The 12,136-nt window shown below is 68.1% G+C and carries 7 protein-coding genes and 2 pseudogenes; 3 read left to right on the forward strand and 6 right to left on the reverse strand.

What is annotated here, in order from left to right; all coding sequences use genetic code 11:
• Positions 1-18: 18 nt before the first annotated feature.
• Positions 19-432, reverse strand: coding sequence for an FKBP-type peptidyl-prolyl cis-trans isomerase (locus tag EAO77_RS27985; protein WP_147991118.1), 414 nt, complete (start codon positions 430-432; stop codon positions 19-21).
• Positions 433-1,036: 604 nt separating this feature from the next.
• On the opposite strand from EAO77_RS27985, the gene EAO77_RS27990 reads away from it, so the two are divergent.
• The 3 genes from EAO77_RS27990 to EAO77_RS28000 all read left to right on the forward strand — a co-directional run bounded on the left by EAO77_RS27990 (position 1,037) and on the right by EAO77_RS28000 (position 4,464).
• On the forward strand, positions 1,037-2,638 hold the full coding sequence (locus tag EAO77_RS27990) for a right-handed parallel beta-helix repeat-containing protein (RefSeq protein ID WP_147991119.1): 1,602 nt from the start codon (positions 1,037-1,039) through the stop codon (positions 2,636-2,638).
• 148 nt (positions 2,639-2,786) lie between these two features.
• The gene (locus tag EAO77_RS27995; RefSeq protein ID WP_147991120.1) at positions 2,787-3,419 is read left to right on the forward strand and encodes a TetR family transcriptional regulator; all 633 of its coding nucleotides are present in this window, start codon (positions 2,787-2,789) and stop codon (positions 3,417-3,419) included.
• Between the two features lie 184 nt (positions 3,420-3,603).
• On the forward strand, positions 3,604-4,464 hold the full coding sequence (locus EAO77_RS28000; RefSeq protein WP_147991121.1) for an alpha/beta fold hydrolase: 861 nt from the start codon (positions 3,604-3,606) through the stop codon (positions 4,462-4,464).
• Between the two features lie 893 nt (positions 4,465-5,357).
• On the opposite strand, the pseudogene EAO77_RS28005 reads toward EAO77_RS28000, so the two are convergent.
• The 5 genes and pseudogenes from EAO77_RS28005 to EAO77_RS28025 all read right to left on the reverse strand — a co-directional run.
• A pseudogene (locus EAO77_RS28005) lies at positions 5,358-5,737 on the reverse strand (transposase); the annotation flags it as partial.
• Positions 5,670-5,915, reverse strand: a pseudogene (locus EAO77_RS28010) (ISAzo13 family transposase); the annotation flags it as partial. The pseudogenes EAO77_RS28005 and EAO77_RS28010, both read right to left, overlap by 68 nt.
• A gap of 135 nt (positions 5,916-6,050) precedes the next feature.
• Positions 6,051-6,488, reverse strand: a complete 438-nt coding sequence (locus EAO77_RS28015; RefSeq protein ID WP_187283445.1) for an Imm1 family immunity protein — start codon at positions 6,486-6,488, stop codon at positions 6,051-6,053.
• 840 nt (positions 6,489-7,328) lie between these two features.
• On the reverse strand, positions 7,329-7,841 hold the full coding sequence (locus tag EAO77_RS28020; RefSeq protein WP_147991123.1) for a hypothetical protein: 513 nt from the start codon (positions 7,839-7,841) through the stop codon (positions 7,329-7,331).
• The coding region (locus EAO77_RS28025) for an RHS repeat-associated core domain-containing protein (protein WP_187283446.1) at positions 7,838-12,136 on the reverse strand (4,299 nt) is incomplete at its 5' end. The genes EAO77_RS28025 and EAO77_RS28020, both read right to left, overlap by 4 nt.

A 12,136-nucleotide genomic window follows, 5' to 3' on the forward strand; every position in this document is an offset into this window, starting at 1 on the left:
GCCGCAGGGAAGGAGCGGTCAGGGTCGTGGGGTGTTGCTCCACCCGGTGGTGCCGGAATACGAGTCCAGCAGGTCCACCACGAAGACCAGGGTCGAGCCCGCCGGGATCAACGGCGAGGGCGACTGATTGCCGTAGCCGAGACGCGGGGGAACGATGATCTCGCGCCGACCGCCCACCTTCATCCCCCTCACCCCCCGGTCCCAGCCCTTGATGACCTTGCCGCCGCCCAGGGCGAACTTGAAGGGCTCACCGCGGTCCCAGGAGGCGTCGAACTCCTTCCCGGACTCGAAGGTCACGCCGACATAGTGGACCCTGACCACCATGCCCGGCTTCACCTCGGCTCCGTCCCCGACGACCAGGTCCCGGACGGTCAGCTCGGCAGGAGCGTCACCCCCCGGAACGTCGACCTCGGGCTTCGTCAGTTCACTCATGGGAGCCTCATCACTATCAGCCGGAAGGCGCGCACGGTCAGCCGGACACATGGACAGTCCGTGCGGAGGGTCACGCCACCGAGAACGCCCCGACCCCGGAGCACACCGGATCCCGTGGCCACCCGCCATGATCCTACGCGCGACCGCTGAACGCGACCGGCACGCACGGGTCACACGGTGATCGCCAGAACGAGACGACGGCCGAGACGACTCAGGGCGCCACCGGGCACCGCCGCCGGCATCACCGTCGAGCCCGTCGGCGGATCCATGCCGCCCACCACCCGACCCAGCGGCGTCACCCCGCGGGTCCGTGATCCGTTTCCCGCCCACGACGACTGGCGATCAGGCCCGGAGTTCCGAACTGACGGAGCGTCAAAACGTTGACAACGGGACCGGGGTTGCCAGCAGATTTCGAGTCTGCGACTGTCACTCACGCAACTCACCCCCCTCACGGCGGACTTCGGAGCGCGCAACGCACAGCGCCTTGACCAGGCGCCGCGCCACGGACGACTCGTCCCTCTGCGCCCTCACTCCTGCCCACGGCCTGGGCCGACGCAGGAGATCTGCCGCAGCCGCCAGGACAATCTCGGAGATCAGGCACCACATGAAACGCACGAGCACCCTCGCCATGACCGCTGCACTGCTCGCTTCGTCCGCCCCGCTCGCCCTTCTCACCACAGGAGCGGGCACAGCGCACGCCGCCGGCCGCACGTACTTCGTCAGCCCGAGCGGCGACGACAGCAACCCCGGAACCTCGACCGGGGCGCCCTTCCGCACCCTCCAGAAGGCCGCGGACAGCGCCGGCCCCGGCGACACCGTCTCGATCATGAACGGCACGTACTCCGAACGCTCCAAGGGTTCGAACGTCCTCACCGTCAAGCGCTCCGGCCGCCCCGGCGCACCCATCACCTTCACCGCCCATCCGGGCCATCGCCCGGTGATCCACCCGGTGAAGGCATGGAACGGCATCAGCGTGCACGGCGCGTCCTACATCGCCATCAGGAACCTCGAGATCAAGGGCAACAACGCAGCCCTGACCCTGGCCGGCGCGGAACGCGACGCGAACAAGAGCGACCCCACCTACAACACGAACTGCCTCAACGTGGAGCGCGACAGGGCCACGGGCGCCCCGTCGCACCACGTGGAGGTGTCGGGCAACAGAGTGCACAACTGCGCCGGAGCCGGCATATCCGCCATCGGTTCCGACCACGTGGACATCACCTCGAACCACGTGCACTCCAACGGCTGGTACACGGTCTACGGCACCAGCGGCATCTCCGTCCTCACACCGCGCGACGTGGGCGCCGCTGATGCCAGGACGTACAAGATCCGCATCACCGGCAACCGCGTCCACGACAACGAGACCAAGGTCAAGTGGGAGGGGTGCGGCTGCTACTCCGACGGCAACGGCATCATCATCGACACCCTCAAGGGCGATGCCGGCCACCCCGCCTACCGCGGGCGTGTCCTGGTCGCCGACAACCTCTCCTACGACAACGGCGGCTCCGGGATCCACTCCTACAAGAGCCAGCACGTCGACATCGTGCACAACACGGCGTACATGAACGGCCGCAGCACCCGCATGAAAAGCTACGCCAACATCTTCGCGCACGACAGCACCGACGTCCGACTGCTCAACAACATCGCATACGGCCGTCCCGGCCAGGCGACGAACAGCGCGTCCCGCAACGTCGACGTGACCTACGACTACAACATCTACTTCGGCGGCAGAGCCCCCGACGTCAAGGGCCCCCACGACGTCGTCGCCGACCCGAAGCTCATCCGCCCGGGCACGGGAGCGAACGCGGACTTCCGGCTGGGCAAGGGCTCTCCCGCCATCGGATCGGGTACCCCCTTCGCAGCCGTCACCACCGACTTCAGCGGAGCCCGGTGGGGCGGTGGCGCACCCGAGCGCGGCGCCTACAGTGTGAAGGCCGACAGCAACGACCCCACGCACGGGGCATCCCAGCCCGACACCAGCGCGTCCGCCTCCCCCGTCCAGCAGAGCGGTGTCCCCGGCGAACCCTCGGGCGGCACGGACGCCGGCGCCTCGCCGACCGCGCAAGCGCCCCGGGAACCGAACGGCCAAAGCGAGCCGCTCGCACAGACGGGCGGCTCCAGCCCGGTACTCCCGCTCGGTATCGCGGCGGCCGTCCTCGGGCTCGGCGGCGGCCTCCTCCTCGCCGTCAGGCGCAAGCGGCCCTGACCCTCCCGGTTGCTGCGACCGCCTGGACGTGGTGCCGGCTCCACCCCCTCCGGGTTTCAGGGGCCGGCACCACCGCGATGTCCTGCGGCTCCACCGTCGCAGGCCGGCTCCCGCCCGGCGGACCGACGGCCCTGTCAGACTGGCCACCATGGCGGCAGAGCATCAGCGCGGAACGGAGACCCCCATCCGCGAACCGGCACCCGACCCCCCGCGTGTGGCCTGGCGCAAGCAGATGAGAACGCGGGTACTGGACGCAGCCCGGGACCTGACCTGCGACGCCGGCTGGGACCAGGTGAGTCTCTCGGCCGTCGCGGCCCGCGCCGAGGTGTCACGCCCTTCGGTGTACAAGGAGTTCGGCAGCCGGGCCGGCCTGGGCCGCGCACTGGTGATCCAGGAGACCCGGCAATTCCTCGTCGGCGTTTCCGACATCCTCCACCCCGGCCTCCCGGACACCCAGGCCTGTCTCGAAGCAGCCATCCTGTACGTGCTCACGGAGGCTGACAGCCAGCCTCTGATCCGAGCCGTGATCACTGCCGCCCGCGAAGGCTCCGACAGCCTGCTCCCGTACCTCACCGCCCGATCCGACCCGATCTTCGACGCCAGTCAGAGCCTGGTCCTGAGCTGGCTGGCCACGCGGAACCCCCAGCACGACGCGGCGACACTCGAAACGACTGCGGACGTCATCGTCCGCATGACCATCAGCCACCTCATCCTGCCCGCCGGGGACAAACAACTCACTGCCCGAAGGCTGGCCGGCGCGGCGCTGCAACTCATGCGCTGAGCCCCCCTGTCCGCGCAGAACCGATGCGCAGGCGCACGGCGTAGACGGAGGCCTGGACCCGGGCACCGACCCAGTTCTCCCGCGCCACCGCCCGGTGCGGCTTCATGACGAGGTGCCGGGGCCGATTCCGGGCACACGGGGACGGGGCGCCGCGGATCGGGCCTCGGAACGGGAAGGGGCTGTCATGTTCGAGGAGTTCGCCACCAGGACGGTGCGCACCGGTGAGGCATCCGTTTTCGTCCGGTACGGGGGCGAGGGGCCGCCTCTTCTGCTGTTGCACGGCCATCCGCGCACGTCGGCGACCTGGCATCGGGTCGCGCCACAACTTGTGCGGCGCGGGTTCACCGTTGTCTGCCCCGACCTGCGCGGTTACGGGCGCTCCCGTGGCCCGGCGCCTGCTCCTGATCATGCCCCGCACTCCAAGCGTGCCGTGGCCGGGGACATGATCGAGGTCATGCAGGCGCTGGGCCACGAGCGCTTCGGGCTCGCCGGGCACGATCGCGGGGCCGCGGTGGCGTTCCGGCTGGTACTGGACCATCCCGCCGCCGTGACCCGGGTGGCCTTCCTGGACGGCCTGCCTCTGAGCGAGCACCTGGTCCGCGCCGACGCCCGGTTCGCCACGGCGTGGTGGCACTGGTTCTTCTTCGCCCAGCCGGAGATCCCCGAACGCGTGATCAACGCCGACCCCGATGCCTGGTACCGCGGCGACCCCGAGGCCATGGGCCAGGAGAATTACGACGAGTGGCGGGCCGCCACCCGGGATCCGGACGTCGTCCGCGCCATGCTGGAGGACTATCGCGCCGGGCTCACCGTGGACCGCTGGCACGAGGAGGCGGACCGAGCCCGGGGCGCACGGATCGACTGCCCCGTCCTGGTGCTGTGGTCGCTTCGGGACGATCTGGAGGACCTGTACGGCGACCCGCGAACCATCTGGCGCGACTGGGCCGATGATGTCCGGGGCCACGGCATCGACGCCGGCCACCACGTGGCCGAGGAGGCATCCGGCCCGCTCGCCGCCGCGCTGGGCGACTTCTTCGCACCCTGACCGTCCCGGTCCGCTGCCGCCGACCACAGCGCAGGAGTCCTGGTTCGTCGGTGCCCGAGGCGGCGACGTCCACGACAAGGGCCCGCACGGCGTGCGCGTGCTCGTAGGGGGCGAAGACAGATCGACGGTCCGCGGAGTTCCTTGCGTGCGTATGGCCGGTGAGGCGCCCCGGCACATCTCGGATCGCGGTCGGGCGGTGGTTCGCGAAGGGGCGCCCGCCGGCATCGTGCCTGGCCGGGCGCCCTTCGCGGTACGTCACGTCTGGAAGAAGCCCAGCTTCTTCGGCGAGTACGGCACCAGCAGGTTCTTCGAGTGCTGGTGGTACGCGCCTCGTGCGGCCGCTGACCAGCGGAAACGGCCAGGATTCGGCCAAGCTGCGGGCGGCTGGTCCGCGTATGGCCCGGATCTTGGCCGGCACGGAGTGGGCCCCGGGCCGATGGCCCGTGGCGGCGGAAGCGGCCTGCGCTGAGCGGGTGAGCGCAAGGCGTAAGTCAGAGCCCTCTGAGCAGGTCCAGGGGGGATCTGACACCAGGTGATGAAGCGCGGAGCTGGTTTGGGACACCCCACGACGGCGGGGAGGACGGTCCAGGCCGGCCGCAGCTCGGCACCGGGGACGGAACACCCCCGCGTCGGCGGGGAGGACTCGAACTCACCCAAGGCCGCGCCGTCCAGGAACTGAACACCCCCGCGACGGCGGGGGCCCCTATGTGTTTGGTCAAGGTGGTGGGTGTCGGGCGGGGGCCGTCTGGCACTCTGCCTGACATGAGTGATGAGGCGCGTGTGCAGGAATCAGCTGATAAGGGCATGCGTCCGTGCGTCTTCTGTAATCACCCTGTCGCGATCGACTGTCTCGACGAGTGGGACTGCCCTGTGTGCGGCGTGCGCGATGAGGATCAGCCAGAGGTGGCGGGCCGGGATTCGTAGAAGGTTCCGTCGCGGAGCATCGCGAACGGACGTCGGCCCGGCGTCTGGCGAGGCAGAGCAGGGCCTGGGGGTGCTGCTTTCCCTGGGCGATCTTCTTGTCGTAGTAGGCCCTGGATGCCGGGTCGGCCAGGGCGGCAAACGCGGAGAGAAAGAAGGCCCGTTTGAGCTGCTTGTTACCTCTCCGGGAGGGCTGTTCACCGCGGATCGACGAGCCCGAGCTCCGGGTCGCCGGGGCGAGGCCGGCGTAGGCGGCGAGGTGGCCTGCGGTCGGGAAGGTGCTGCCGTCGCCGACCTCGATCAGGATGCGGGCTCCGGTCCTGACGCCGACTCCCCTCGAGCTCGGACACACCCTTGCGGACCGTCGTCTCACTCACCTCAGCCGCCCGGGCCACGGCCCGGATGCCGCCATGCCCCAGTATCCGAGCCTCGGCGGCCAGCAGCAGACGACGCTGCCGCTCGTCCATATGCGGGAACAACACCGCGAACTTCACAACGAGTTGAGTACAGCCCTCGTCCGGGATGCGCATATAACACCAACGAGTCCCAGCAAGGAAAGCAACACCTATATGATCTGCAAGCCCTTAGCGGTTGGGGACAGTCGAACGATTGCTACCTCCACTGATTGTCAGATAAACCAGGCCAGCGCCGGTAAGTGACATGCTTCAGATTTCCGGCTCTTTCTGCCACGCGACACAGGTGGGTCGCTGTCCTCCCGAGAGAAGGAACTCCTTTACCGCTTCTCGAGCGATAGGGATTGGGATTTCGGCAGATGCAGGAAATTCCCTCGCGTTGTCGTCGATATAGTACTCGACGATTTCCTCGTTTCTCGCTTCCGGGGATCCGAGTGAAAGATAGTTTGCGTCGTCAATGTAGCTGACGATTCCCAGCAACCTTTCCCGGTTGGCGCCGATCAGGAATTCGTGATCTGGAACACCTGTGGGAAGGAATTCGCGTTGCAGGCTGTAGAGGGTTGCCATGTTCTCGAACTCTGGCCCGGATGCGAGGGCTTCTATAAGGGTGTCGACGTCTTCCGGAGTACTGATTACTGCCAGGCCGTCTATGTGGCTTCGATTGTAATAAGCGCGCACCTTGAATTCCAATACATTCCGCCCATTCCTGCATTGCCGTTTCCGTATAGCCGGGAGTTCCATGCGCCGGTGGCGTCGCGCCAGTGTACTGTGAGTTCCTTTGTGCCGAGCATGCGGTTGAGGACTTGGTCGCACCCCATGGGCTGCCGGCAAGGCCCGTCGGCATGGCTTATTGCGATATCAGCCTTGTTGATTCCGTCGCGGAAAATGACTGCGGCAAATTTCTTTCGACGTCAGCTGCGGCGCCGGATGTGGCTGTTCCCTTTCTTAGTCCGACTTCAGTGAGTCTCTTGTTGGCGAGCTTCCATCGTTCGTCGTCAACTGCTTTATTTCCGCTGTTTATTAGGTATATCTTCCCGTCCGGGCTCAAGCCGGGTCCTTGGGTTTTGGGCCCTTGCGAGGGAAGGCCTTAATGTTTACCTTCAAACCCTTTAGCGATTCCGCGATACTGAACCTCGCGCCAGCTCGCCCCGCATTCCCGAAGATGCGGATGGGGCCACCTGGTCCCCAAGTGACGACGTTCTCGGTGTATGGGCCGTAGGTGCACGTGCCGTTGTCGAGCCGGCACATGAGGTGGTTTTTTGGCGACTCTATGCCGAGGAACCATTTGATTATGGGAAGAAGCTTGTCGACGCTCTTGCCGCTGTAGGGGCCGGGCGACGGCGGTACTCCGGGGCTCGGGCTCGGCTCAGGATCCTCGCCCGGAGCAGTTCGTCCGGCGCGCCTTTACCCCGGAGGCGTCGGACCGAGGCATGAAGGTGAGGCAGCCCCGCGTAACGTGCGACCGGAACGCAGGGCTGCACCAAGCCTTGTGCATCCGACGGCGCACAGGCGAGCTACCTGGTGCTGTCGCTACCTGCTGACGCGTCCCATTTCGCGCAGTACCTGCCACCAGGGGTCCTCGTCTTCGGCGCCGGTCACGGTGCGGAAGCCGGGGCCGAAGACGGTTTCGCGGAGGAAAGTATCCAGGTTGTCGGCCCACTTCTCGAACACGTCGCTCTGCCACCAGATGATCCCCTGGTCGGGGAAGCCCCAGACCGTGCCGTCCGCCCGCTTGAGGAACACAGGGTCCTCGTAGATCTTGCCCAGGCAGAACCAGTCCTGCCTGCCCAAGGTGACGGGCGCGCCGTCCACGGGATCGGCGAGGAACTGGTTGCCTGCGGCGTAGCCGGCGTCGAAGAGGACCATGTTGCTGAAAATGCCGCCGTTGGCCAGGCCAAGGTACTCCCGGTACGCGTCGGGCACAGTGGCGTCCACCGGGCCGGCGTGCCCTGTGGGGACGGAGTTCATCACGTCCCACTCCGTCTCCTGGGGCAGCAGGGCCCGCGCCGATTCCAGCAGCTGACGTACTTCTGGGCTGATCATGAGGGTGGTCCTTCGATTCTGATTCTGATCGGTGTGAAATCGGGCAGGTCCCTGATCTGAGGCCAGATCTGCTGCAGACCGATGTGCTGGTTGGTGAACTGCTCCAGAATATGCAGGTTGCTGGCGTGGTCCGGCCCTCCGAGCTGGAGTTCCCACACATGGTCCGGGTTCATTCCGCCCAGGATGCGGCTGCGCAACTGTTCGGCGAACTCACGGTTGTTCTGGCCGTATTGGTCGAAGACGCGCTTGATCAGCTGCTGCTTGTATTTTCCGGTGATCTGTCTGTCCCGGGAGACCGGGTTCGGCGCCTTGAACAGAACGCCCGCGTCGCTCAGCCGCTGCAGTGACTCGGCTTTCAGTCGGAACTGCTGCTTGGGCATGCCCGGTATCCACCGGACGGTGACTTCGACGGGGTCCAGATCCTCGCACGGCTGGAGTCCGTTCGGGTCCATCACCGTCAGCGGGTCGGGCACGTAGGCGTAGTGGTTGGGGGAGGGCGCCAGTCCGAGGGGGTCGGGGCTGGTGTAGCGGGCCGTCTCCGGGTCGTAATGGCGGAAGTGGTTGTAGTGCAGGCCGGTCTCAGGGTCGGCGTACTGCCCAGGGAAGCGAAGGGGCGTGTACGCCTCGGCCGACCGGTTCCAGGCCGTGCTGCCCCAGACCGTTGCCCTGGAGCGCCAGGCGACGACGCCGTCCGGGGTGACGAGTTCGGTGGGTGCGCCCACGAGGTCGGTGACTACGGCGAAGAAGCGGGCGTCGACGTCCTCCTGCCCGCCCTTTCCTGCCGTGGTCCTGCGTTCGGCCTGCAGCAGGGGGCGGAATCCGTCGTACTCCCAGCTGAGGCTGACGGCGTTGGCGGGGTCGGTCTGCTCCGCCAGCCGGGTGCCGTCCCAGGCGAACCGGACTTCTTCCGCGACTGTGCCGTCGTCCTCATGGCGTCGCTTGGCCACGCGGCGGCCCAGCGGGTCGTACCGGTAGGTCCAGCGCACACCGTCGGGTGTTGTGCAGGCGATGAGACGGTCCTCGGCGTCCCAGGCGTAGCGCCAGATGTCCGGTCTGCGCGACAGCCGCTTCCTGCGCCGTTCCACCACCCGGCCCGCGGCGTCGTGGACCACGGAGACGGCACCGGCCGAGAGGAGGAGGGAACCCTCGTAGGCGCGATCGCCGCGAGCCTCCGTCCCCGGGGCGCTGTCCGGCCACTGGGCGGAGGTCTGGTTGCCCTCGGCGTCGTAGGTGTACCGCTCGGTCCACCGCCCGGATGAGACGGCCAGCGGCCGTCCCAAGGGGTCCAGACTGAGGTCGCGGTGGGTTCCCCGTACACCGTCGGACACTTTCGTGACGTGATGGTCGCCCCGGTAGGAGTAGCCGCGCACGGACACCGGTCCCGTCGGCGATTCGACGCGTTGCTGCGCCAGCCGGCCTGTGGCGTCCCAGGAGTTGATGACGGACAGGCCGCCTACGGTGCGGGTCAGCTCCCGGCCGGCGGGATCGTGACTGAAACCGAGGGCGCGGCCGTCGACGGCCAGTGAGGTGCGATTGCCGGCCGCGTCGTAGCCGATCTGAGAGACGGTGCCGCCAGGTGTGGTGCGCGAGGTGCGGCGCCCGGCCGCGTCGTAGGTGTAGTGCACAGTGCGGCCGTCGACGGTCTCCGCCAGGACGCGGCCGAGCGAGTCACGGCGCCAGGACGCCGACGATTCCGGAGAGTCTGCCGCGACCAGCCGTCCGGCGCGGTCGTAGACGTAGCGGGTGACGGCGCCGTCGGCGTCCTTCTCTGTGGCGCGCCCCGCCTCGTCGTACTGGAAGCTCAGGGTCCGGCCGAGCGGTGAGACACGCTGGAGCAGGCGCCCCAGTGCGTCGTACGCGTAGGACTGGGTGTGGCCGTCGAAGTCGGTTTCGGACACCAGCCGGCCGGCCGCGTCGTATGTGTAGCTCCACCGCCGCCCCAAGGGCCCCTGGACGTCCACGAGGCGGCGCTCGCTGTCGTAGGAGAACGTGTGGGCTGAGCCGTCGGGGCGTACGTGGGAGACGAGCAGGTCGAAGTGGGTGTAGGTGAATCGTTCCACCCCGCCCGCGGGGTCGGTATGGGTGAGGCAGTTGCCCTCCGGGTCGTAGGTCCACGATTCGCGTCCGCCTTCGGGGTGGAGACGGACGAGGGGGAGTCCCTCGACCGACCACTGGGTGCTGGTGGACGCGCCCGCCGGGTCGGTTGTCACGACGGGACGGCCGAACGCGTCGCGGGTGACGGAGGCGGTATGGCCGAGCGCGTCGGAGCGGGTGAGCGGAAGCCCCGCGGGGTTGTTCGTGAACGTCTCCCGCTCGCCGCAGGGGGAGAGGACGGATGCCAGCGCGCCGGAGGGCTCGTAGGTGTATCGGGTGACGGCGCCGTCGGGGGCGGTGACGGTGACCGGGTTTCCGTGGTCGTCGAAGGCGTGCCGCCAGACCGCGCCGTCTGCGGTGGTGATGGCGACTGGTCGCCGTTCGTCGTCGTACTCGGCACTGGTGCTGGTTCCGTCGGGGAAGCTGACGCGGGTGAGAAGCCCGTGCTCGTCCCACTGCCATCGGGTGGTGTGCCCGAGGGCGTCGGTCGCCGACAGGATCCGGTCCCGGGGACCGTGCTCGACAACAGTGGTGTGGCCGAGAGGGTCGGTGACGGCGGCCACGTGGAAACGCGAGTCGACGCGGTACACGGTTGTGGTGCCCGTGGAGTCGGTGTACCGGGTAACGGTGTCCTCGGAGCCGGGGACTGCCTCATAGGCGAACGAGGACGAGAGGTACCCGTCAGGGCCTGTCGTGCGGACGACGCGTCCAGTGCTGTCGTAAGCGTAGTGGTAGGTCGAGTCGTTGCGATCGGTCCAGGAGGCTATTCGGCCGTCCGCGTCGTAGGAGTAGCGCAGCGGCACCCTGGACGAGTCGGTGATCGCGTCGAGGTTGCCGTCCTGGTCGTAACCGTAATCCGCGACGGTGACCGGTCCGTCGGCCGTGCGCAGGGCGAGGGCGCGCACACGGCCGTCATCGACGGTGACGGCGACGTGATAGCCGCCGTCGTGCACGATGGCGCTGGGCGAGCCGTCGCCGCGGCGGTGGAAGGTGATGCCGTTGCCGTGCCGATCCTCGATCTCCTCCAGCCAGTAGGCGGGGGAGGCGCGGTACGGGCTGCCGGAGAACTTGCGCACCAGGCCCGACTGAGGGTCGGCGATCCTGTACCCGGTGACATCGTCCTGGACCCCGTCGTGTGTGAGCGGCAGCGGATCGCCCTCCACCGGCAGCACACCCTCCGGATCGCCCGGGAGGGGAAGCCGCGGGTAGACGAGCACGGTGCCGTCCTCGCGCGCCCAGAAGGCGCCGTGGCCGGCCGGATCGAGTTCGATCCGCTCGTCCACGGTCGAGGCCCAGGTCCGACCAAACCAGTGACCGTAGCGGTACCCCGACAGATGGGTGCGGCGCACCACGAGGGACAGAACGCCGGGCAACGACAGGTCGGTCTGCGACAGCAGCATCTCCCCGGTGGCCACGTCGACCGGATCCGTCGCACAGGTCCGCCTCGCGGGCGGGATGCTGTTGGCCCTGCCGTTGAGACGGGCCCCGCTGAGCGAGTTGGGCTTGGTGCGCATGTCGCCGGGGCGCCGGCGGGAGCCACCGGGCTCCCCGCGAAGGCCCTTCAGATCGCCGTCGTCACCTTTGCCGCCGCCCATGATCTTCTTGATCCGGTCGTCGACAGCCTTGTCGGTGCCCCGGTGAATCTTGGAGCCCTGGCCGATGGCCTCGGGGAGGTCCTTGCCCACGTGCTTGCCCATGTGCCCGTGGCCCTTGACCAGCTTCTCCACCACCTCCTCGATGGTGGTGTCGAGGGCGGCGGTCAGCGCGTCCTTGCCCTTGGCACGGCCGTGGTGCCCCTTGGCCCGGCTGATCTTGGTGGCGGCGCGGGAGTTCATCTTCACCTGCACGTCCGCCAGCCGGCCGCCGGTGTTGCTGTGGGCGTCGTGGTCGATCACCGGGCCCGCGCCCGGCTTGCCGCCGCCGGCCGAGTTGATCTGCATGCCGTCCTTGCCGGCCTGCACCGCCTGGTCGACGTCGATGCCGTCCTGCTGCCCGGTGACGTTCATCGCCGTCTGGATGGCGAGATCGGTGACGACGCTCTCCAGTGCCGCCACCGCGGGCTGGGTGAGCACGGCGACGATCTCGGAGACGGCGGCCTCCGCCATCTCCTTGAGGATCTTCTTGAACGCGATCCGCGTCGCGACGATCTTCCCGCCCGCCAGCAGCGCGGTGAGTCCGGCGGTGAAGGGAGCCGCCGCCAG

This window comes from Streptomyces sp. T39, from assembly GCF_008042045.1.
Classification (GTDB): domain Bacteria; phylum Actinomycetota; class Actinomycetes; order Streptomycetales; family Streptomycetaceae; genus Streptomyces.

What these genes read in the sequence shown, in the direction of transcription:
- EAO77_RS27995 (WP_147991120.1), top strand. Translation starts at nt 2,787, where the DNA reads ATGGCGGCAGAGCATCAGCGCGGAACGGAGACCCCCATCCGCGAACCG.
- EAO77_RS28000 (WP_147991121.1), top strand. Translation starts at nt 3,604, where the DNA reads ATGTTCGAGGAGTTCGCCACCAGGACGGTGCGCACCGGTGAGGCATCC.
- EAO77_RS28020 (WP_147991123.1), bottom strand. Translation starts at nt 7,841, where the DNA reads ATGATCAGCCCAGAAGTACGTCAGCTGCTGGAATCGGCGCGGGCCCTG.
- EAO77_RS27985 (WP_147991118.1), bottom strand. Translation starts at nt 432, where the DNA reads ATGAGTGAACTGACGAAGCCCGAGGTCGACGTTCCGGGGGGTGACGCT.
- EAO77_RS27990 (WP_147991119.1), top strand. Translation starts at nt 1,037, where the DNA reads ATGAAACGCACGAGCACCCTCGCCATGACCGCTGCACTGCTCGCTTCG.